At 69.5% G+C, this 22,746-nt stretch carries 20 protein-coding genes; all 20 read left to right on the forward strand.

The genetic code is table 11. The features are described from left to right. Positions 1–151 precede the first annotated feature (151 nt). A complete protein-coding gene (gene fliP, locus AC3ANK_RS15400) occupies positions 152–967 on the forward strand; it encodes a flagellar type III secretion system pore protein FliP (RefSeq protein ID WP_206861747.1) in 816 nt (271 codons plus the stop codon). Positions 968–971: 4 nt separating this feature from the next. Further along, entirely contained in the window at positions 972–1,241 is a 270-nt protein-coding gene (locus AC3ANK_RS15405; RefSeq protein ID WP_206861690.1) for a flagellar biosynthetic protein FliQ, read from the forward strand. Between the two features lie 138 nt (positions 1,242–1,379). Then, positions 1,380–2,168: a flagellar biosynthetic protein FliR gene (gene fliR / locus AC3ANK_RS15410; RefSeq protein ID WP_206861691.1), complete on the forward strand. Its 789-nt coding sequence runs from the start codon at positions 1,380–1,382 to the stop codon at positions 2,166–2,168. Between the two features lie 116 nt (positions 2,169–2,284). Further along, positions 2,285–3,439 carry a flagellar biosynthesis protein FlhB gene (gene flhB / locus AC3ANK_RS15415; protein ID WP_206861692.1) on the forward strand — a complete coding sequence of 385 codons (1,155 nt, stop codon included), beginning with the start codon at positions 2,285–2,287 and terminating at the stop codon, positions 3,437–3,439. Beyond that, the gene (gene flhA / locus AC3ANK_RS15420) at positions 3,436–5,514 is read left to right on the forward strand and encodes a flagellar biosynthesis protein FlhA (RefSeq protein ID WP_206861693.1); all 2,079 of its coding nucleotides are present in this window, start codon (positions 3,436–3,438) and stop codon (positions 5,512–5,514) included. The genes flhB and flhA overlap by 4 nt, the downstream gene beginning before the upstream one ends. 144 nt (positions 5,515–5,658) lie before the next feature. Beyond that, complete coding sequence (gene flhF, locus AC3ANK_RS15425) at positions 5,659–7,899, forward strand: flagellar biosynthesis GTPase FlhF (RefSeq protein ID WP_206861694.1); 2,241 nt, start codon at positions 5,659–5,661, stop codon at positions 7,897–7,899. Next, complete coding sequence (locus AC3ANK_RS15430) at positions 7,883–8,785, forward strand: MinD/ParA family protein (RefSeq protein WP_206861695.1); 903 nt, start codon at positions 7,883–7,885, stop codon at positions 8,783–8,785. Before flhF ends, AC3ANK_RS15430 begins: the two co-directional genes overlap by 17 nt. Next, on the forward strand, positions 8,782–9,549 hold the full coding sequence (locus tag AC3ANK_RS15435) for an RNA polymerase sigma factor FliA (RefSeq protein ID WP_206861696.1): 768 nt from the start codon (positions 8,782–8,784) through the stop codon (positions 9,547–9,549). Before AC3ANK_RS15430 ends, AC3ANK_RS15435 begins: the two co-directional genes overlap by 4 nt. A gap of 120 nt (positions 9,550–9,669) precedes the next feature. Continuing rightward, positions 9,670–10,062: a chemotaxis response regulator CheY gene (gene cheY / locus AC3ANK_RS15440; protein ID WP_206861697.1), complete on the forward strand. Its 393-nt coding sequence runs from the start codon at positions 9,670–9,672 to the stop codon at positions 10,060–10,062. Beyond that, the gene (locus AC3ANK_RS15445; RefSeq protein WP_206861698.1) at positions 10,059–10,697 is read left to right on the forward strand and encodes a protein phosphatase CheZ; all 639 of its coding nucleotides are present in this window, start codon (positions 10,059–10,061) and stop codon (positions 10,695–10,697) included. The genes cheY and AC3ANK_RS15445 overlap by 4 nt, the downstream gene beginning before the upstream one ends. Positions 10,698–10,908: 211 nt before the next feature. Then, the gene (locus AC3ANK_RS15450; protein WP_206861699.1) at positions 10,909–12,627 is read left to right on the forward strand and encodes a chemotaxis protein CheA; all 1,719 of its coding nucleotides are present in this window, start codon (positions 10,909–10,911) and stop codon (positions 12,625–12,627) included. Between the two features lie 141 nt (positions 12,628–12,768). Then, positions 12,769–13,509 (forward strand): flagellar motor protein, encoded by a 741-nt coding sequence (locus AC3ANK_RS15455; RefSeq protein ID WP_206861700.1) that lies wholly within the window; start codon positions 12,769–12,771, stop codon positions 13,507–13,509. 16 nt (positions 13,510–13,525) lie between these two features. Continuing rightward, positions 13,526–14,638: a flagellar motor protein MotD gene (gene motD / locus AC3ANK_RS15460; RefSeq protein WP_206861701.1), complete on the forward strand. Its 1,113-nt coding sequence runs from the start codon at positions 13,526–13,528 to the stop codon at positions 14,636–14,638. Continuing rightward, on the forward strand, positions 14,638–15,417 hold the full coding sequence (locus AC3ANK_RS15465; RefSeq protein ID WP_206861702.1) for a ParA family protein: 780 nt from the start codon (positions 14,638–14,640) through the stop codon (positions 15,415–15,417). The genes motD and AC3ANK_RS15465 overlap by 1 nt, the downstream gene beginning before the upstream one ends. A gap of 61 nt (positions 15,418–15,478) precedes the next feature. Continuing rightward, positions 15,479–16,702, forward strand: coding sequence for a chemotaxis protein CheW (locus tag AC3ANK_RS15470; RefSeq protein ID WP_484171519.1), 1,224 nt, complete (start codon positions 15,479–15,481; stop codon positions 16,700–16,702). Between the two features lie 299 nt (positions 16,703–17,001). Next, positions 17,002–17,283 carry an STAS domain-containing protein gene (locus AC3ANK_RS15475; protein ID WP_206861704.1) on the forward strand — a complete coding sequence of 94 codons (282 nt, stop codon included), beginning with the start codon at positions 17,002–17,004 and terminating at the stop codon, positions 17,281–17,283. 45 nt (positions 17,284–17,328) lie between these two features. After that, entirely contained in the window at positions 17,329–17,694 is a 366-nt protein-coding gene (locus AC3ANK_RS15480) for a response regulator (RefSeq protein ID WP_115844924.1), read from the forward strand. Between the two features lie 116 nt (positions 17,695–17,810). Further along, entirely contained in the window at positions 17,811–19,817 is a 2,007-nt protein-coding gene (locus AC3ANK_RS15485) for a chemotaxis protein CheA (RefSeq protein ID WP_206861705.1), read from the forward strand. A gap of 121 nt (positions 19,818–19,938) precedes the next feature. Then, positions 19,939–20,421, forward strand: coding sequence for a chemotaxis protein CheW (locus AC3ANK_RS15490; protein WP_206861706.1), 483 nt, complete (start codon positions 19,939–19,941; stop codon positions 20,419–20,421). Between the two features lie 230 nt (positions 20,422–20,651). Then, positions 20,652–22,547 carry a methyl-accepting chemotaxis protein gene (locus AC3ANK_RS15495; RefSeq protein ID WP_206861707.1) on the forward strand — a complete coding sequence of 632 codons (1,896 nt, stop codon included), beginning with the start codon at positions 20,652–20,654 and terminating at the stop codon, positions 22,545–22,547. Positions 22,548–22,746: the final 199 nt, after the last annotated feature.

A 22,746-nucleotide genomic window follows, 5' to 3' on the forward strand; every position in this document is an offset into this window, starting at 1 on the left:
GGCGCATGATGCCGCCGCATCGTTTGGGGAAACCGTCGTCCCGGCGCAGGCCGGGACCCAGGCCATGACGGCCTGGATTCCGGCCTTCGCCGGAATGACGCTGTCCTTGTTTCAACGGACCAACGTGAAGCGCATCGCTTCGGCGTTCGCGATGTCGCTGGCGCTGTTCGTCGCCAGCCTTGCGGTCGTCCACCCCGCCAACGCCCAGGCCCTGCCCGACCCTGTCCCGGCGCAGGCACCCACCGCACAGCCCGCCGCCCCGCTCTCCGCCCCCGGCCTCCCGTCGCTCAACAAGCCGCTGCCATCGGTGACGGTCGGCAAGGTCGGCGGCGAACCGGTCAGCCTGCCGATGCAGGTGCTGTTGCTGATGACCGGCATCACGCTGCTGCCGGCGGCGTTGCTGGGCCTCACCGCGTTCACGCGCATCATCATCGTGCTGGGCCTGCTGCGGCAGGCGCTCGGCACCGGGCAGACGCCGAGCAACCAGGTGCTGCTGGCGCTGGCGCTGTTCCTCACCGCGATGGTGATGATGCCGGTGTTCGACCAGGCCTGGGCCGCCGGCATCGCGCCCTACCTCAACGACCAGATGGATTTCCGCAGCGCGTGGACCGCCGCGTCGGAGCCGTTCCGCGGCTTCATGCTCGCGCAGATCCGCGAGAACGACCTGATGACCTTCGCGGGTCTTTCCAACAGCGGCCCGTACGCGACGCCGCAGGACGTGCCGTTCAGCGTGCTGGCCGCGTCGTTCCTCACCAGCGAGTTGAAGACCGCGTTCGAGATCGCGTTCCTGATCTACATCCCGTTCGTGATCATCGACCTGGTGGTGGCCAGCGTGCTGATGTCGATGGGCATGATGATGCTCTCGCCGATGCTGGTGTCGGCGCCGTTCAAGATCCTGCTGTTCGTGCTGGTGGACGGCTGGGTGCTGGTGGTGGGCTCGCTCGCCGCGTCGTTCAACCCGGTCTGACGCCATGACGCCGGAAACCGCCCTCACCGAAATCGGCCGTGGCCTGGAAATGGCGCTGGTGCTCGGCGCGCCGCCGCTGATCGCGGTGCTCGTGGTGGGCGTGGTCGTCGGCATCGTGCAGGCGGCCACGCAGCTCAACGAACCGACGATCGGCTTCGTCGTGAAGGCCATCGCGCTGGTGGCGACGCTGGCGCTGACGGGGCATTTCCTGCTCGGGAAGCTCGTCGCGTTCACGACGGATCTGTTTCATCGCATTCCGCACATCGTCGGATGAACGCATCGCGCAGGACCGGCGTTTGTAGCCCGGGCAAGGCCAACGGCCGCACCCGGGGCAACGCCTCCGGAGACGCAAGCCCCGGGTGCGCTTCGCTTACCCGGGCTACCACGGCAACCGCAACATCGCGTCGCTGAGATGGAACCCACCTCCGCCACCGTCATCGACGGCCTCAACCTGTTCGGCATGCTCGCCACGGTGCTGTGGCATGCGATCCGTATCGGCGCGGCCATGCAGGCGATGCCGATGATCGGCGGGCGCGGCGTGCCGATGCGGGCGCGGTTGATGATCACGCTGGCGCTGTCGGGCGCGCTTTCCGCGCTGCTGCCGACGCCGCCCGCCGCGGGCGTGGATGCCGCCACCGTGCTCACCGTCGTGCGCGAATTCGCCGTGGGCCTGGCGATCGGCACGATCCTGCGGCTCGCGTTCGAAGCGGGCCAGTTCGCGGGCGAGCTGGTATCCCAAGGCATGGGCCTGTCGTTCGCGACGATGGCCGATCCGCTCTCCGGCGCGTCCTCGCCGGTGCTGTCGCAGTGGTTCTACCTCGTCTTCGGGCTGCTTTTCTTCGCCTTCGACGGTCATCTGGCGCTGGTGAAACTGCTGCTGGACAGCTATCACGCGCTGCCGCTGGGCACGCCCATCCCGGACGTGCAGCAGTTCCTGTCGGTGGTGCCGACGTTCTTCTCCGCCGCGTTGCAGGCAGGCCTGCTGCTGGCGTTGCCGGTGATCGTGGCGATGCTGGCGGTGAACCTCGCCTTCGGCGTGCTGGCGCGCGCGGCGCCGCAGCTCAATCCGGTGCAGCTGGGCCTGCCGGTCGCGCTGCTGGTGGGGCTGGTGCTGCTGATGCTGCTGGCACGCGAGATGCAGGGGCCGGTGGAGCGTCTGTTCGATCAGGCGTTCGAAGCGGCGCGCGCGGTGACGGCCTGACGGTTCCTTCGCTGTTGTAGCCCGGGTAAGCGAAGCGCACCCGGGCGCCGCCTCGACTCCGGTCCCGGGTGCGGCCTTCGGCCTTACCCGGGCTACAAAAGCCAGGGCCGCACGCAATGAGCGAAGACCAGGAAGACAAGACCGAGCAGCCATCAGAGAAACGATTGCGCGAGGCGCGCGAACGCGGCGACGTTCCGCGATCGCGCGAACTGGGCAACGTGGCGGTGCTCGGCTGCGCGGCGATGGCGCTGGTGGCGACCGGTTCGGGCATCGGCAGCGCGTCGCAGGACTGGCTGCGCAACGCGCTGATCATCGATCCGGCCATTCTCGACCAGCCCGATCGCCTCCTCCCGCACGCCGCCTCGCTGCTGCTCGGCCTGCTCAAGCCGATGCTGCCGGTGCTGCTCGCCGCGCTGGGCGCCTGCTTCATCGCGCCGATGGTGATGGGCGGGCTGCGCTTCGCGAGCAAGTCGCTGGCGCCGGATTTCGCACGGCTGAGCCCGCTCAACGGCTTCAAGCGCATGTACGGCAAGGAGAGCGCCGCCGAACTCGTGCGCTCGCTGCTGCGCGTGCTGCTCATCGGCGGCCTCGCCGGGATGGTCGTGTACGGCGCGTTCTCGCATCTCACCGGCATGGCCGGCATGTCGCTGCAGGAAGCCGTGTCCGTCGGTCTTTCGCTGATCACCAGGGCGGTGCTGGCGATGGTCGGCGCGCTCGGCCTGCTCGCGTTGATCGACGTGCCGTGGCAGCACTGGTCGTACCGCAACCGGCTGAAGATGAGCAAGCAGGAGCTGCGCGACGAATACAAGGAAAGCGAGGGCAACCCGGAAGTGAAGGCGCGCGTGCGCCAGGTCGCCGCGCAGCTGTCGCGTCGCCAGCAGATGGAAGCGGTGCCCACCGCCGACGTGGTGGTCACCAACCCGACCCACTACGCCGTGGCGCTGAAGTACGAGGCCGGGAAGATGCGCGCGCCCAAGGTCGTGGCCAAGGGCGTGGACGAGATCGCCCTGGCGATCCGCGACGTCGCCGGCAAGCACCGCGTCTCGATCATCGAGGCGCCGCCGCTGGCACGCGCCTTGTATCGGCATGCGCAGATCGACCAGGAGATCCCGGTGAAGCTCTACGCCGCCGTCGCGCAGGTGTTGTCCTACGTCTACCAGCTCAAGCGCTGGCACCCGGCGCATGGGCCGATGCCGACGCTGGGCGATGTGTCGGTCGAGAAGGGCCTGGCGGACATCGATCCCGCGGGTGACGGAAAGCCGTCGGCATGAGCAGCCAGGCGTCCGACAGCCGCTTCTCCATCGCGAACGTAGGCCACGCCATCCGCAGCGGCCTGGCGACGCCGGTCGTCGTCCTCGCGATGCTGGCGATGGTCATCGTCCCGCTCTCGCCGCTGGTGCTGGACGCGCTGTTCACCGTGAACATCGCCATGTCGCTGGTGGTGCTGCTGGCGGTGGTGTACGTGCGGCGGCCGCTTGAGTTCTCGATCTTCCCCAGCGTCCTGCTGCTGGTCACGCTGCTGCGCCTGGCGCTGAACGTGGCCTCCACCCGCGTGGTGCTGCTGCACGGCCACCAGGGCCCTGCGGCGGCGGGCCACGTCATCGAATCCTTCGGCCAGTTCGTCATCGGCGGCAGCTTCGCGGTCGGCATCGTGGTCTTCGCGATCCTGACCATCGTCAACTTCGTCGTCGTCACCAAGGGCGCCGGGCGCATCTCGGAAGTGTCGGCGCGCTTCATCCTCGACGCCCTGCCCGGCAAGCAGATGGCGATCGACGCCGACCTCAACGCCGGCCTGCTGTCGCGCGAGGACGCCAAGCTGCGCCGCGAGGAAGTGCGCGCCGAAGCGGACTTCTACGGCTCGATGGACGGTGCCAGCAAGTTCGTGCGCGGCGATGCGATCGCGGGCCTGCTGATCCTGGCGATCAACATCATCGGCGGCGTGCTGATCGGCGTGCTCCAGCACGACATGGCGCTGAAGGACGCCGGCACCACCTACGTGCTGCTCGCCATCGGCGACGGCCTGGTCGCGCAGTTGCCGGCGCTGTTGATCTCCACCGCGGTCGCGATGCTGGTCACGCGCGCCACGCGCGAGCAGGAAATGGGCCAGGCGGTGAGCACGCAGGTGTTGCATCCGCGTGCGCTGGCGGTGTCGGCGGCGCTGCTCGGGCTGGTCGGTGTCGTGCCGGGCATGCCGAACCTGCCGTTCCTGACGCTGGCCGCGCTGCTCGGCTTCGCCGCGTGGCGCCTGCATCGCAAATCGCTCGCGCCGCCGCAGGACACGCCCGAAGGCGAGGCCGCCGCCACCGCCGCCGCGCAGCCGGAACTGAGCTGGGACGAACTGCGCCCGGTCGAACCGCTGGGCCTGGAAGTCGGCTACCGCCTGATCGCGCTGGTCGACAAGCACCAGGGCGGCGAACTGCTGGCGCGCCTGAAGGGCGTGCGTCGCAAGCTCACGCAGGACCTGGGGTTCCTGATTCCCGCCGTGCACGTGCGCGACAACCTGGAACTCGCGCCCGGCAGCTACCGCGTGCTGGTGCACGGCGTGCCGATCGCCAGCGGCGAGATCCATCCCGACCGCCACCTCGCGCTCGATCCGGGCCATGTGTTCGGCAAGGTCGACGGCATTCCCGGCAAGGACCCGGCGTTCGGGCTGGATGCGGTGTGGATCCTGCCGAGCCAGCGCGCGCAGGCCGAATCGCTGGGGTACACGGTCGTCGATGCGGCGACCGTGATCGCCACGCATCTGTCGCACCTGGTGCGCGAGCGTGCGGCGGAACTGCTCGGCCACGAGGAAGTGCAGCAGCTGCTGGCGACGCTGGGCCGCGCCTCGCCGCGCCTGATCGAAGACCTGACGCCGAAGCTGCTACCGCTGTCGACCATCGTGCGCGTGCTGCAGTCGCTGCTGGCCGAACGCGTGCCGGTACGCCAGCTGCGGCAGATCGTCGAAGCGCTGCTGGAGCACGGCCCGCATACGCAGGACCCGGCGCTGCTGACGGCCGCGGTGCGCACCGCGCTGGGCCGCTTCATCGTCCAGGAACTGAACGGACTGGGCGCCGAACTGCCCGTCTATACCTTGGCGCCGGCTTTGGAACGGGTATTGCAGGACTCCGTCAGCGGCCAGGGCGCCGCGCTGGAACCCGGACTCGCCGAGCGTCTGCATCAGAACCTCAGCGAGTGCGTCACCCGCCAGGAAAGCCGCGGCGAACCCGCCGTGCTGCTGGTCCCCGGCGGGATCCGTTCGGCGATCGCCCGGCTCGTGCGGCACAGCGTCCCCGCGCTGACCGTCCTGGCCTACGGCGAGGTGCCGGAGGACAAGCGGTTGCGGTTGGTGGGGGCGGTGGGGTGATTTCGATCCGTGATTCGTGATTCGTGATTTGTGATTCGTCAGGAGCAAACGCCGATGGCCCACAGGTACCGACCACATCACCGCCGCAGTTGTTCACCGCTTTGACGAATCACTAATCACGAATCACGAATCACGGCTCTCACCATGCGAATCAAACGTTTCACCGCCCCCGACATGCGCACCGCGCTGCGCATGGTGCGCGACGAACAGGGTCCCGACGCGGTGATCCTGTCGAACCGTCCGGTCGAGGAAGGCATCGAGATCGTCGCCGCCACCGACTACGACGAATCGCTGGCGCAGCAGGCCCTGCGCGCCGCCTTGCCGTCGCTGCCGGCCACGCCGGCGCCGGTGGCGTCGCCGAGCACGCCGGCGACGGTGGCTGCGGTGCCGGTGGCGAAGCAGCCCGAAGCCGATCGACTCCCTCCCCTGCGTGCAGGGGAGGGTTGGGAAGGGGTCGCGAAGCCGCGCAGCGGCGAGCTTGCACGCCATACAACCAACCGCGCAGGGCTCGGCGCTACCGCGCCGGGCTCCCTCCTCCCAACCCCGGCCTCCAAGGAGGGGGAGGAGCAAAACCGCTCCGCGGCGAACTCGGAAGAGAAATCGCGCTTCGGCTCGCTCGCCGCGCTGCTGACCAAGCCATCGAAGTCCAAGCCCGCCTGGACCGCGCCGGTCGGCGAAGCGCCGCGCGAGGACGCGCGCGCCCACATGGAGCGCATCGAAATGAAGAACGTGGAACCTGCGCAGGCCACGCGCGTCGAACTCGAACGCGACGAACCGGCCGTGGTCACGTTGTCCGCCGGCGCGCAGCCGCGCGCGAAGATCGCCGAATCGCCGATCCGGGGCCGCGCCGTGTTCGCCATCGGCGACGGCACGCCGCTGCAGACCGCGCCGCGCATGCCGAAGTCCGAAACGGTCGTGACGGCCTCGCCGCTGCCGCCGCCGGACACCTCGCGTTTCGACGCGATGATGGCGGCGCTGATTCCGCAGGGGGAGAAGTTCGAAGCGACGGCGGCGGCCTTCTCGAATGCCGCCATCGCCGAAGCGGCTGCGAACGCCGGCAAGGTCGCCGCCAGCAACGAGGCAATGCGGGAGAGCGCCACCGATCGGGAGGAGGCCGCGCCCACGGCCGCCTCTCCGATCGGTGGCGCTGTCCTCTCTTCCGACGCTTCGGCGAGTGGTGCGGGCGAGTACCGCAGCCTTGCGGATCTGTGGAGCGATGACGCGTTGCTTCCTTCTCCTGGAGGTCGGGATCACGTCGAAGAGGTCGCTGCCGCAGGGGGTTCTGCCTCCTACATCGATCTGTTGAGCAATCCCTCCGTTGCCCCTCACCCCAACCCCTCTCCCGTGGGGAGAGCGGCCCAGTCGGCCGCGATCTCGAACGTCGCCCCGAACAGCGCCGCTGCGAAAGCCGAAGCCCCCCACCTCCACGCCGTCCCCGACAACCGCGACCCCGCCTTCATCGCCATGCGCGACGAACTGGCGACCATGCGCGCCCTGATCGAGCGCGAACTCGGCCAGCTCACCGTCGAACGCCTGCGCGGATCGCCGGCGCGGGCCGCCGCGTTCGACATGCTGCTGCGCTACGGCTGCGACGAAAATCTGGCGCAGACCATCGCCGGCCGCATCGACGCCCGCCTCGAGCCGGCGCAGATCCGCGAACCGGTGCTGGAAGAACTGGCGCGCGCGATTTCCGTCGCCCGCCACGAACCCATCGACGACGGCGGCGTGATCGCCCTGGTCGGCCCGACCGGCGCCGGCAAGACGACCACCGCCGCCAAGCTCGCCGCGCGCTTCGCCCAGCGCCACCGCGCCCGCGACGTCGCCCTGGTGACCACCGATACCGAACGCCCCGGCGCCACGGAGCAGCTGCACATCCTCGGCCGCCGCCTCGGCGTGACCGTGTGCGAAGCCGCCGGCCCGGAGGCGCTGAACGACGCGCTCGACCAGCTCGCCGACTACCCGCTGGTGCTGGTCGATACCGCCGGCCACGGCCTGCGCGACCGGGCGCTGCTCGGCCAGATCCTCTGGCTGCGCGCCGCCAAGCGCGTGCGCAGCCTGCTGGTGCTGCCGGCCAACACCAACGCCCACGACCTGGGCGAAGTGGTCCGCCGCTACCGCCCGGCCTCGCCGGAAGGCGTGGTGCTGACCAAGCTGGACGAGACCGGCCGCCTGGGTTCGCCGCTGTCGGTGCTGGTCCAGCAGGGCCTGAGCCTGGCCTACACCACCGACGGACAGGCGGTTCCGGCCGACATCGCCGCCGCCGATGCACATCGCCTCGTTTCGACCCTCGAGAAAGTGCGACGTGCTGCCGATAACCCCCTCGGGTCTCTCGATTCCCGCCCTGTGACCCTCCCCACCGAGGACCGCCATGCATTCGCCAGCTGATCTCAACGCCACCTCCGCCGCCAACGGCAGCGCGCGCGCGCCGGTACGCGTCATCGCGGTGGCCAGCGGCAAGGGCGGCGTGGGCAAGACCTCGGTGTCGGTGAACCTCGCCATGTCGCTGGTCCACGCCGGCCAGCGCACGCTGCTGCTGGACACCGACCTGGGCCTGGCGAACGTCGACGTGATGCTCGGCCTGTCGCCGCAGTTCACCCTTGCCGACGTCTTCGCCGGCCGCTGCGAACTGCAGGACACGCTGCTGGAAGGCCCGCGCGGTTTGTGGGTCGTCCCCGCCGCGTCGGGCAAGCGCCACATGACCGAACTGCTGCCGCAGCAGCACGTCGGCCTGGTGCACGCCTTCTGCCAGCTCGACCTGCCGCTGGACGCGATGGTGGTCGACAACGCCGCCGGCATTTCCGACAGCGTGCTGACCTTCTGCCAGGCCGCGCAGGACGTGATCGTGGTGGTCTGCGACGAGCCGGCCTCGGTCACCGACGCCTACGCGCTGATCAAGGTGCTCAGCCGCGAGCGCGGCGTCACCCGCGTGCAGGTGCTGGCGAACCAGGTCAACAACGCGATCGAGGGCAAGCAGCTGTTCGAGAAGCTCGAACGCGTCAGCGCGCGCTTCCTCGATGTCACCCTGCACTACCTCGGCGCGATCCCGCGCGACGAATGGCTGCGCCGCGCGATCCAGCGTCAGGAAGCCGTCGTCGAGGCCTTTCCCGGCTGCCCGTCGGCGCTGGCCTTCCGCGACATCGCGCGACGCGCCGGCAGCTGGCAGTCGCCGCTCGGCCCGCGCGGCGGCGTGGAGTTCTTCATGGAACGCCTCGTCGCCCATGGCGCGAATGCCGCCAACGCCAACGACCCGCTGAGGAGCGCCGTCGCATGAACGCCGCCGCCGCCCAATACAAGGCGACCCAGCGCGCGGCCGACCACGGCAACGCCACGGAGATCGTCGAGAAACACGGCGAACTGGTGCGCCGCATCGCGCACCACCTCGCCGCGCGACTGCCCGCGAGCGTGGAGATCGACGACCTGATCCAGGCCGGCATGCTCGGCCTGATCGACGCGGCGCGGAATTTCCAGGCCGATCAAGGCGCCGCGTTCGAAACATATGCATCCATCCGCATCCGCGGCGCGATGATCGACGAGATCCGCCGTGGCGACTGGGTGCCGCGTTCGGTGCATCGCCGTTATCGCGACGTGGTCGCGGCGACACGCGAGGTCGAACAGCGCACCGGCCGCGCCGCGACCGCGCAGGAAGTGGCGGTCGCGCTCAACGTCCCGCTCGACGAATACCACCGCATGCTCGAGGACGCCGCGCGCGGCCAGCTGATCAGCCTGGAAGCGCACCTGGACGAACACGACGGCGAACCGCACCTGGCGCACCACGCCGGCGCGACGCCCGCGCGCGAGTTCGAGCAGGTCGCCTTCAAGGAAGCGCTCGGCGCGGCCATCGGCCATCTGCCCGAGCGCGAACAGCTGGTGCTGTCGCTGTACTACGAGCAGGAACTGAACCTGCGCGAGATCGGCGCGGTACTCAACGTATCCGAATCGCGCGTGTGCCAGATCCACGGCCAGGCGATGCTGCGGTTGCGCTCGCGCCTGGGCGAATGGCGCGGGACGCACGGCGATGACGACGACGAGTTCTGACCGCCCGGGCAAGCGCAGCGCACCCGGGGACCCACGCGCACGACCCGGGTGCGCTCCGCTTGCCCGGGCTGCAACCGCCTGATCTTCCCTTTTGAACCACTTCGTATCGAGCAAGCCCACATGGACAAGAACATCCGCATCCTCATCGTCGACGACTTCTCGACCATGCGCCGCATCGTCAAGAACCTGCTCAACGATCTGGGCTTCCACAACACCGCCGAGGCCGACGACGGCTCGACCGCGCTGATCGAGCTGAAGAAGGCGCCGTTCGACCTGGTCGTCACCGACTGGAACATGCCGGGCATGCCGGGCATCGACCTGCTCAAGGCGATCCGCGCCGACGCGTCGCTGGCGAAGATCCCGGTGCTGATGGTCACCGCCGAAGCCAAGCGCGAGCAGATCATCGAAGCCGCGCAGGCCGGCGTGAACGGCTACGTCATCAAGCCGTTCACCGCGGCGACGCTGGAAGACAAGCTCAACAAGGTGTTCGAGCGCCTGGGAGCCGCCGCGTGACCGACGCGCCCTCCTTCGAGAAGGCGCTCAGCGAGGATCGGCAGGCCGTCATCGCGCGCCTGCACGCGGCGCTGTGGGCGCTGGAACACGACGACCTCGCCGGCTGGCGCAGCAACGTCGACGCGCTGATCCAGTGGCGCAGCCAGCCGCTGGTGCAGGGCCTGGCGAAGCTCGCGCGCGAACTGGACACCGCGCTGGGCAACGGCAGCGCGAATCCGAACGCATCGCTGCCGGAAGCCTGCGCGCGCCTCGAGCACGTCGTGCACGTGAGCGAGGACGCGAGCCATCGCACGCTCGATTTGATCCAGGAATGCGGCGTCCTGCTGGGCACGCTGCCGGATGCATCGACCGACGAACAAGCCGCGACCATCGCCGCGATCCGCTCGCGCATGTCGGAAATGACCGCGGCGCAGGGCTATCAGGACCTCACCGGCCAGATCATCCGCCGCGTCGTCGAACTCGTCCGTGCGGTGCATGCGGGTCTGGGCGAGATCACCGACGGCGAGGCGACGCCAATCCACCTTAGCCACCTCAACCACAACAACCGCGGTTACGGCCCGTCGGTGGCGGGCGTGGACCCGACGCCCGCGACGCAGGAAGACGCGAACGATCTGCTGTCGTCGCTGGGGCTTTGAGGCGTTCGACGCGAGTCATGCCGATGAGAACGGATGAAGCAAATCGCGGCGCGCGTCGCTCTTGTAGCCCGGGTAAGGCCGAAGGCCGCACCCGGGGCAACGTCTCCGGCGCCGCAAACCCCGGGTGCGCTTGGCTTACCCGGGCTACCAACGCCGGGCTCCGCGTGACCGCGTCACTCGTTCCTCACCCCTCTCCTCTCGTTTCCTGCTCATGAGCGCCATCGCCAACGACATCGCCGCCGACTTCCTGATCGAAGCGCGCGAGATCCTCGACCAGCTCGGCGAGCAGATGGTCGCGCTGGAACACGCGCCGACCGATCGCGACGCGCTCAACGCCGTGTTCCGCGGTTTCCACACCATCAAGGGCGGCGCGGGCTTCCTCGACTTCGGCCCGATGGTGGAGATCTGCCACGCGGTGGAGGATCGCCTCAACGTCGCGCGCGACGGCACCGTGCCGATGGACGCGGACGCGTTCGACGGTGCGCAGCAGTCGCTGGACCTGCTGGTGGACATGCTCGCGGCCGTGTCGAACGGCGAGGAACCCGAACACGCACCGGCCGGGTTGCTGCAGTCATTGCGCGACGGCGCGAAGGGTTTCGTCACGCACGTGCCGACGATTTCGGCGAAGCCGGTCGCGAAGCCGGCCCCTGCGGGCGACGCAATCGCACGGACTTCACCTCCTCCCCATCTCTCCCCGCAGGCAGCGGGAGGAGCAAAAGCCGCGGCTCCTTCAAAAGCCGCCGAAGACCCCACCGTCCGCGTCGACGTGCGCCGCCTGGACGCCATGGTCGACCTGGTCGGCGAACTGGTGCTCGCGCGCAACCGCCTGAAGACCATCCGCCCGCGCCTGCGCGACGAGGACCTCGACCGCGCCGTGACCGCGCTCGACGTCGCCACCTCGCGTTTGCAATCGGCGGTGATGATGGTGCGCATGCAGCCGGTCGGACGCGTGTTCGCGCGCTTCCCCAAGCTCGCGCGCGACGTCGCGCGGCAGGTGAAGAAGTCGGTCGAACTGGAGATCATCGGCGCGGAAACCGAACTGGACCGCAACCTCGTCGAAGCGCTGGCCGATCCGCTCGTGCACCTGGTGCGCAACGCGATCGACCACGGCATCGAATCGCCCGAGGCGCGCCGCGCCGCCGGCAAGCCCGAACAGGGCATCGTGCGCCTGTCGGCGCAGCAGGAAGGCGACCATGTCTCGATCGAAGTCAGCGACGACGGCGCCGGCATCGATCCGGAAAAGATCCGCCGCAGCGCAATCAGGAAGGGCCTGATCGATTCCGATGCCGCCGCGCGGCTGACCTCGGACGAATGCCTCAACCTGATCTTCATGGCCGGCTTCTCCACGCGCAGCGAAGTCAGCGACCTGTCCGGGCGCGGCGTCGGCATGGACGTGGTGCAGTCGAAGATCCGCGAACTGTCCGGCCAGGTGCAGATCCATTCGGAGGTCGGGCGCGGTTCGCGCTTCGCGATCCGCGTGCCGCTGACGCTGGCGATCCTGCCGACGCTGCTGATCGAACTGGACGAGGACGTCTACGCGCTGCCGCTGGTGCGCGTGGTCGAAGTGCTCGCGCACGAGCGCATCGAACCGCTGTGGGTCGACGGCCAGCGCATGCTCGACCTGCGCGACGAACCGCTGCCGCTGATCGAGCTGCGCACCTGGCTCGGCCTGCCGCCGGAACCCGGCGCGGCGACGACCTGCGTGGTGCTGCAGTCGGGCGATTCGCGCTTCTGCCTGACGGTGGATCGCGTGCGCGGTCGCGAGGAAGTGGTCATCAAGGCCCTGCCCCGCACGCTGCGCGGCCTGGCCGGTTACGCCGGCGCCAGCCTGGTCGGCGACGGCCGCATGGCGCTGATCCTGGATGTCGACGCGCTGCTCAGGACCGGCCTGCGGGCCAGGAACGAAGGCCGGGGAACCAGGAACGAGTGAAGGCAGGCCGGCTCAAGTCGGGCAGGCGGCAACCGTTAAGAACTAGGAACGGGTGAACAGGAACGAGACACGAGTGAGCGCTGACGTCCCTGCTCGTTTCCCGCTGCTCTTCCCTCGTTCCTGAGCCAGGACCATCGACCCATGGACAGACTCTCCGTCATCGGCATCGTACTCGCGCTGGTCGCCCTGGTCGGCGGCAGCATCCTGAAGGGCGCAGGCCTCTCCGGCCTGTGGTCGCCGGCGGCGTTCGTCATCGTGATCCTGGGCACGTGCGCGGCGATCCTGGTGCAGACGCCGATGGCGACGTTCAAGCGTGCGCTGGCGATCGTGCGCTGGGTGTTCCGCCCGCCGGTGCAGGACCGTCCGGCGATGATCGCGCGCCTGGTCGAGTGGTCCACCGTCGCGCGCCGCCAGGGCCTGCTCGGCCTGGAAGCGGAAGTGCAGGCGCAGGACGATCCGTTCGTGCGCAAGGGCCTGCAGATGGTGGTCGACGGCGTGGAGCCCGAATCGATCCGGCAGATGCTGGAGATCGAACTGCACGGCCAGTCGCAGCGCGACCTCGCCGCGGCGAAGGTGTTCGAGGGCGCCGGCATCTATTCGCCGACGCTGGGCATCATCGGCGCGGTGCTCGGCCTGATGGCGGTGATGAAGAACCTCGCCGACCCGAGCAAGCTCGGCCACGGCATCGCCGCCGCGTTCACCGCGACGATCTACGGCATCGGCCTTGCGAACCTGATGCTGCTGCCGATCGCGGCCAAGCTGAAGGGCCTGATCAACCAGCAGGCCGACGAGCGCGAGATGATCATCGAAGGCCTCATCGGCATCGCCCAGGGCGAGAACCCGCGCAACATCGAAGCGCGGCTCAACGGCTTCGTGGTCTGACGGAGCGCGCACGATCATGGCCGGTCGCCGCCGACACCAGCACGAGGAGCACGCCAACCACGAAGCGTGGGCGATCCCCTATGGCGACCTGATCACGCTGCTGCTCGCCTTCTTCGTGGTGATGTACGCGATTTCCTCGATCAACGAGGGCAAGTACCGCGTGCTGGCCGATGCGCTGTCGTCCGCGTTCGGCGGACCGCCGCGCACGGTGACGCCGATCCAGCTGGGCATGCACCAGCTGCGCGGTTCGGCGTTCGATCGTCCCTCGCTGGTGACGCCGGGTTCGAAATCCGGGCCGTCCTCGTCCACGCCCATCGCCTCGCCGCGCATGAAGCAGGTGCTCGACATGCCGACCTTCGGCGCCAGCGGCAGCGCGAAGGAGGCCGCGCGCCAGGTGAGCGAACGCGAGTCGGCGCAGGGCGCGCAGCTGCATTCGATCGGCCGGCGCATCCAGGAGGCGCTGTCGGAACTGGTGAAGCAGAAGCTGGTCACCGTGCGGCGCAGCTACAACTTCCTGGAAGTCGAGATCCAGAGCGACATCCTCTTCGCCAGCGGCGTCGCGGTGCCCAACCCGCGCGCGGTCGACACCGTGCGCCGCATCGCCACCGTGCTGGCCGACGAGCCCAACGCGCTGCGCGTGGAGGGTTACACCGACAACATGCCGATCGCGACGGCGCAGTTCCCGTCGAACTGGGAACTGTCGACCGCGCGCGCGGCGAGCATCGTCCACGTGATGGCGCAGGCGGGCATTTCGCCGGCGCGCCTCGCGGTGGTCGGCTACGGCGAATACCAGCCGGTCGCCGACAACGCCACGCCCGAAGGCCGCAACGCGAACCGCCGCGTGCTGCTGGTGATCCTCGCCAGTCCGCAGGGCCCTGACGCGGTCGAGGACCGCTCGCCGCCGACGATCGCCATGGACGACGACGCGGCTGATGACGACACGGCCGACGACGTCGCCGCCGACCTCTACCCCGCCGCGAAGGCGCCGGGCGCCGCCGCGGCCGCCGCGCGCGCGCATGGCGCGGGGAACGACGGCATCGCCGCCGAAACCGATCGCACCGCCGCCGACGCCGCGCGTGCGGCGGCGGCACGAACGAATTCCACCACCACCCAACCGGGAGCGGGCTGATGCGCGCCTGGGCAATCGCCAACCAGAAGGGCGGCGTCGGCAAGACCACGACGTCGCTGTTGCTTGCACGCGGCCTCGCGACCGCGGGAAACCGCGTGCTGCTGCTCGACCTCGATCCGCACGCGTCGCTGACGCGCGCCTTCGAGATCCCCGCCGATCCGCCGCCATCCGGCACCCACGACCTGTTCAGCGGCAGCGGTGCCGGGCTGCTCGAACTGGCGCGCTACACGCACGTGCCCGACCTGCAGGTCGTCGCCGCGCAGGCCGCGCTGGCGACGCTGGAACGCCGCGGCGCGACGCAGCCGGGCCTGGGCCTGGCGCTCGGTCGCGCGTTGCACACCGTGCGCGAGGTCTACGACTACGTGCTGATGGACTGCCCGCCCACGCTCGGCCTGCTGATGGTCAACGCGCTGGCGGCGGCCGATCGCCTGATCGTGCCGACGCAGACCGACCCGCTCGCGCTGCACGGCCTGGCCGACATGCTGCGCACGGCGGAGATGGTCGAGCGTTCGCGCCGCCGCCCGCTGCCGCGCCACGTGCTGCCGACGCTGTTCGACCGCCGCACGCGCACGGGCGTGGCGAGCCTGTACGAGTTGCAGGACCGCTACGGCGACCGCGTCTGGACGCACGCCGTGCCGATGGACACGCGCCTGCGCGATGCGGCCTCGCTGGTGAAGGCCGATCCGCCGGACGGTCGCGGCGTCGACATGTACCGGCGCGCATTGAAGTGGCTGCTGGAGCAGGAAGCCGCCGGCGATCAGCACAAGGAAGCGGCTTGAGATTTGCAGGGCCCTGCGTTGCCGCCTTCGCGCGCGGCGATGCGCCCGTAACGGAACCGACATGAACCATCCCGCCCTCGACGCCTACCTCGACGAACTGCTCGACCTCACGGTCGATGCGGTGGCGCCTGCGCCTGTGGCGGCGAATGCGCCGGTGATGGCGCTGGCGAGCGGTGAGGCTGTCGCTGACGGCAACGCTGCGCCGTCGGTGATCGATGCGGGGTTGCTTGCGGAATTGGACTCCGATCCGTTGTTCGCCGGACAGCTACGCGGCGCGCAGGTGCCGGGCTCCGGGCACGACCGCGCTGTGGACGTCACCCCTCCCCAACCCTCGCCTGCAGGCAGGGGAGGGAGCGTTGAGGCTGCAGCTCACGACGACGTTTCGACGACGTTGATCGACGCGGGTCTGCTTGCCGAACTGGACTCCGATCCGTTGTTCGCGACGAATGCTCCGGCAAGTCCGGCCACGTCGCGGATCGATCCGGGGTTGCTCGCCGAACTGGACTCCGATCCGCTGTTCGCTGCGCCCGAAGTCGCGGCGTCGCAGATCGATCCAGGCCTGCTCGCCGAGCTCGACTCCGACCCCTTGTTCGCTGCGCCGGACGTCGCCGCGCCGCAGATCGATCCCGGGCTGCTCGCCGAACTCGACTCCGATCCGCTGTTCGCCGCGGCCATGGCCGCACCGGCTGCGCCGTCCATGTCGAGCGCCGCGGCTTCTGCTTCGGCGTCGATACCGGCTTCCGCTCCCATCGCCGCACCCGCGCCCGCAACACCCCCGCAACCACCCGCCCACCGCCCCACCAGCGCGCAACCCGACGCCCGCACCGGCCTGCGTCCGGTCGAATTCACCCCGCCCGCGTTGCCGCCGTCGGTCACCACCACGCACCGCTGGCTGCGCGTCGCCGTGGGCGAGGACAGCTACGCGATCGAACTGCTGCGCGTGCAGGAAGTCGGCCGCACCGCGCCCATCGTCGCCATGCGTGGCGCGGCGCCGTCGGTGCTCGGCGCGATGAACCTGCGCGGGCGGATCGTGCCGGTGTTCGACCTGGGGCTGTGGCTCGGCACCGGCCGCGTCACGCCCGACGAGCGCGCGCGCATCGTCGTGGTCGAACGCGACAACGAACTGATCGGCGCACTGGTCAGCGCGGTCGACGACGTGGTGACGCTCGGCCCCGATCGCATCGAACCGCCGCTGATGGCGTCGCCGTCGCGGGCGATCGTGGGTGTCGCGCGCGTGGTGGCGAAGCCGACGGTGCTGCTGGACGCCAATGCCTTGTTCGGGTGAGGAGCGACGCTTGCGCGCCACTGGCGCGCGTCGAGACGAACGACCGGCCATGGATGGACGGGCCGGGCGTTCCGGGAGCTGAAGCGTCCCGCCATGGATGGCAGCGGTGCGTCCGATCGAAGCGGCTCTTGTAGCCCGGGTAAGGCCGAAGGCCGCACCCGGGGCAACGGCGCCGGAGACGATGTTCCCGGGTGCGCTTCGCTTACCCGGGCTACAAACGCCCGCCACGCCACGCACTCAAGTCCTCCCAACCCCCGCCGTTATCCCATTCGAATGACCACGGCGAACCGCACACAGCCATGAACGCACTGCCCCTTCCCTCCGACCTCGGCATCGAACACGTCGCCGACCTGCAGGCCGCGCTGCGCCCGCACCTGGAGGACGCCGAACCGCTTTCGCTCACCGGCGACGCCGTCGAGCGCGTGCACACGGCCGGGCTGCAGATGCTCCATGCCTTCGTGCGCGAACGCGCCGCGCTTGGCCTCGCCACCGTCGTGACCGGCGCATCGCCGGTGCTCGCCGACGCCGCGCGCCAGCTCGCGCTCGCCAAGAGCCTCGGCGTCGACGCGCCGACCGCCTGACCCCATCCCCACCTCTCCTTTCACTTCCAACAGAAGCCGGCCACGATGTCCAAGAACCTGCTGATCGTCGACGACTCCACCTCCATGCGGCAGATGGTCGCCTTCGCCCTCACCGGCGGCGGCTTCAACGTGCGCGAAGCCGAGGACGGCCAGGCCGCGCTCGACGTCGCCAAGACCCAGCGTTTCGACGCCGTGGTGACCGACGTGAACATGCCGCGCATGGACGGCATCGAACTGATCCGCCAGCTGCGCCAGCTGCCCGACTACCGCTTCACCCCGCTGCTGATGCTCACCACGGAATCCGGCGGCGACAAGAAGGCCGAAGGCAAGGCCGCCGGCGCGACCGGCTGGCTGGTCAAGCCGTTCGATCCGGAACAGCTGCTGGCGACGGTCCGCAAGGTCCTGGGCTGAAAGCGAGGAACGAGTGGTGAGGACCCAGAACCTGGCCAGTTGCGCTAGTTGATTCGACCCACCACCGCCGCGCCCTTCCCTCTCGTTTCCCGTTCCTACTCACTCATCACTCGCCCATGGACATCACCCGCTTCCACGCCGCCTTCTTCGAGGAAAGCCGCGAAAACCTGGACGCCATGGAAGCGGGCCTGCTCGCGATGGAGTCCGGTTCGGCAGACGGCGAGACCATCAACGTCGTCTTCCGCGCCGCGCATTCGATCAAGGGCGGCGCGGCGACGTTCGGCTTCACCGCGATCAGCGAACTGACCCACCAGCTTGAAACGCTGCTGGACGAAGCGCGCAGCGGCCGCCGCCAGCTCGACGCCGATGCGATCGGCGCGCTGCTGGTCGCCGGCGATGCGCTGCGCGGCCTGCTCGGCGCGGCCGAACACGGCGATGCGATCGACGAGGCGAATCTCAAGCGCGCGCACGACGGCCTGGCGAAGATGATGGGCCGCGAAGTCGCGTCCGCCGCGAAGACCGAAGCGAAGGCGCCGGAAATCGCCGAATGGCGCATCGGCTTCAAGCCGGCGCCGTCGATGTTCCTGTCCGGCAACGATCCGCTGCGCATCCTGCGCGAGCTGTCCAGCCACGGCGAACTGGGCGTCACCGCGCTCGACAACACGCTGCCGAAGTTCTCCGAACTCGATCCGTACGAGGCCTACCTCGCCTGGGACCTGATGCTGCCCGGCAGCGTGCCGCGCAGCGCGATCGACGACGCGTTCGCGTGGGTCGAGGACCAGTGCGAACTCGCCATCGAAGGCATTCCGGCCACGTCCGCCGTCGCGCCGCCGCCGTCGCCGCTGCCGGAAACGCCCGACAACGTCGTCGCGATCGACACGCGCAACGGCGGCAACGACGCGCGCAAGGCCGGCGCGGGCGACGCCGCCGACTCGTCCATCCGCGTCGCCGTCAACAAGGTCGACGCGCTGATCAACCTGGTGGGCGAGCTCGTCATCACCCAGGCGATGCTGCGCCAGCGCTCCACGCAGCTGGACCCGGTCGCCAACGAACTGCTGCTGTCGGGCCTGGAACAGCTCGACCGCAACACCCGCGACCTGCAGGAAGCGGTGATGGGCGTGCGCATGCTGCCGGTGGAATTCGCCTTCAGCCGCTTCCCGCGCATGGTCCGCGACCTCGCCGCGCGCCTGGACAAGAAGGTGCGCCTGCGCACCAGCGGTGAAGCCACCGAGCTGGACAAGGGCGTGATCGAGAAGATCGTCGATCCGCTCGTGCACCTGGTGCGCAACGCCATCGACCACGGCCTGGAGCTGCCTGCCGAGCGCCGCGCGGCCGGCAAGGACGAGACCGGCACGATCTCGCTCAACGCGCAGCACCAGGGCGGGCACATCGTCATCGAGATCAGCGACGACGGCCGCGGCCTGGATCGCGAGCGCATCCTGCGCAAGGCCGCCGAACGCAACCTGCCCATCGGCGACAACCCGACCGACGCGCAGGTGTGGGACCTCGTATTCCATCCGGGCTTCTCCACCGCCGAACAGCTCACCGACCTGTCCGGTCGCGGCGTCGGCATGGACGTGGTGAAGAAGAACATCGCCGCGCTCGGCGGCCAGGTCGAGATCCGGTCGAAGAAGGGCGCCGGCACCACGGTGTCGATCCGCCTGCCGCTGACGCTGGCGATCCTCGACGGCATGACCGTCGCGGTCGGAGGCGAAGTCTTCATCCTGCCGCTGAATTCGGTGATCGAATCGCTGCAGCCGGCCGCGGGGGATGTACGCACCATCGCCGGCGAGGCGCGCGTGCTGCGCGTGCGCGAGGACTACCTGCCGCTGATCGACCTGGCCTCGCAGTACGGCCTGTCCGCCGGCGCGTCCGCCCACGCGCATGCCGGCGCGAATCCGGGCAACGGAATCGCGGTGGTGGTCGAAGCCGACGGCCAGCGCCTGTCGCTGGAAGTCGACGAACTGCTCGGCCAGCAGCAGGTGGTGGTGAAGAACCTGGAAGCGAACTACCGCCGCGTGCAGGGCATTTCCGGCGCGACGATCCTCGGCGACGGGCGCGTCGCGCTGATCGTCGATGTCGGCGGGCTGGTGCAGGCGCAGCGGATGCCGCAGGCGGCTTGACCGCCCGATGTTGCAGCCCGGGCAAGGCCGCAGGCCGCACCCGGGGTGCACGCCCCAACAAACGCAATACCCGGGTGCGCTGCGCTTACCCGGGCTACAAAAGAACCAGCGAGAGCCCGACATGAACGACATCACCGCCACCATCGAATCGGCCGACGAGTACCTCACCTTCGCCCTGGGCGAGGAGGAGTACGGCGTGGAGATCCTGAAAGTCCAGGAAATCCGCGGCTACGACACCGTCACCCGCCTGCCCGACGCGCCCGACTACATCAAGGGCGTGATCAACCTGCGCGGCACCATCGTGCCGGTCATCGACATGCGCCTGAAGTTCCGCCTCGCGAAGGCCGAATACAACGCGCTCACGGTGATGATCGTGCTCAACGTCGCCGACCGCGTCGTGGGCATGGTCGTGGACAGCGTCTCCGACGTGGTCCGCCTGGAGGCCGAGCAGATCCGCCCGGTGCCGGAAATCGGCGCGACGATCGACCGCCAGTTCATCACCGGCATCGGCACGCACGGCGAGCGCATGCTGATCCTGCTGGAGATCGAGAGGCTGATGACCAGCGCGGAAATGGGCCTGGTCTCTCACGCGGACGCCGCCTGATCGCAACATCGAAGCAGTAACCGGTCGCCGCGGGCGCACATCGCGCGCGGCATCGGGGTTTCCGCAAACGCACGCCAGGCGGAGCGCATCCGCCAAGCCAGCGCAGTTGTAGTCGCACCCAAGGTCCGCCGTCCCCCCGGGCGATCTTTCGTGAGTCACGAATCAGCGTAGTGATGGACGCCGCATCGCACGCGGCGTCTTCGATTTGACGACACCCGAGGACCACATCGATGGACACCGCAAGGACCCCGGCCGCCTTCGCCGACCGTCCCCTGTCGCGCCGCGCCGCCACGCCCGCGCCGTTCTGGCGCCGCCTGGCTGCCCTCTTCTCCCCCGCCGCCGACGACCGCATCCAGGACGCGCACGTCGCCGACCTGGAGGGCCGCATCGCCGCGATCGACCGCGTGCAGGCGGTGATCGAGTTCGATCTCGACGGCACCATCGTCCACGCCAACGAGAACTTCCTGGGCACGCTGGGGTATCGGCTCGACGAGATCCGGGGCCGCCACCATTCGATGTTCGTCGATCCGGCGCATGCGAAGAGCGAGGAGTACCGCGCGTTCTGGGCGCGGCTCGCGCGCGGCGAGTTCGATGCCGGCCAGTACCGGCGCCTCGGCAGGGACGGCCGCGAAATCTGGATCCAGGCGTCGTACAACCCCGTGTTCGACCGCGCGGGACGTGCGCGCAAGGTGGTGAAGTTCGCCACCGACATCACCGCGCAGAAGATGCAGGCGGCCGATTCCGCCGGCCAGCTGGCGGCGATCGGCAAGTCGCAGGCGGTGATCGAGTTCGACCTCACCGGCACCATCCTCGCGGCGAACGACAACTTCCTCGCGGTGATGGGCTATGCGCTGGACGACGTGCGCGGCCGGCATCACTCGATGTTCGCCGAGGAGGCGTATCGCCACAGCGCGGAATATCGCGGCTTCTGGGACAAGCTCGGCCGCGGCGAATACGACGCCGGCGTGTACCGCCGCCTGGGCAAGGGCGGGCGCGAGGTGTGGATCCAGGCGTCGTACAACCCGATCCTCGACATGAACGGCCGGGTCGTGAAGGTCGTGAAGTACGCCACCGACATCACCACGCAGGTGCGCGACACCCAGGCGCTGCAGCGCGCGGTCGAACAGACGCACGAAGTGGTCGGCGCCGCGCAGGCGGGCGACCTCACCCGCCGCATCGACATGGCCGACAAGTCCGGCTCGATCGCGCAGCTGTGCGAAGGCATCAACGCGCTGGTGGACACGATGGCCGGCATCCTCGGGCAGATCAGGCTCGCCGCCGACACGATCGGCCTGGGCGCGCGCGAGATCGCGTCGGGCAACAGCGACCTGTCGCAGCGCACCGAATCGCAGGCGGCGTCGCTGGAGGAAACCGCCTCGTCGATGGACGAGCTGACCCACACCGTGCGCCAGAACGCCGACAACGCGCGCCAGGCCAACCAGCTGGCGATCGGCGCCACCCAGATCGCCGCGCGCGGCGGCGAGGCGGTGCGCGAGGTGATCGCCACCATGTCGCAGATCAGCGACTCGTCGAAGAAGATCGCCGACATCATCGGCGTGATCGACGGCATCGCGTTCCAGACCAACATCCTCGCGCTGAACGCCGCGGTGGAAGCGGCGCGCGCAGGCGAACAGGGCCGCGGCTTCGCGGTTGTCGCCAGCGAAGTGCGTTCGCTCGCGCAGCGTTCGGCGAACGCGGCGAAGGAGATCAAGCACCTCATCGGCGATTCGAGCGAGCGCGTGGACACCGGCACGCGGCTGGTGCGCGGCGCGGGCGGCACGATGGACGAGATCGTCGGCAGCGTGAAGCGCGTGGGCGAGATCGTCGCGCGGATCAGCGCGGCCTCGCAGGAACAGAGCGCGGGCATCGAGCAGGTCAACCAGGCCGTCGCGCAGATGGACGAGAGCACGCAACGCAACGCCGCGCTGGTCGAGGAGGCCTCCGCCGCCGCGCGCAGCATGGAGGAACAGGCCGCGCGGCTGATGCAGACGGTGGCGGCGTTCCGGCTGGGGTCGAGCGATGCGCGGCGGGTGGCTGCGAACGAGGGGTCGGGCGGTGTGCGCGATGACGCGCGGACGATGGGGACGCTGCGGCAGGTGCCGTCGCGGTTGCCGGCGAACGATTGAGCCCCTCCCGATCAATGCAGCGATGCGACTGCAGCTCTTGTAGCCCGGGTAAGGCCGCAGGCCGCACCCGGGGCAACGCCGCCGGAGACGCGTGACCCCGGGTGCGCTTCGCTTACCCGGGCTACGAAAGCCGCTACGAAAGCCGCATCACCTCGCCACAAGTGACCGACATCCCACTTCCCCCATTCAGCAATAAATC

It is taken from the genome of Lysobacter sp. SCRH-1R (assembly GCF_057747855.1).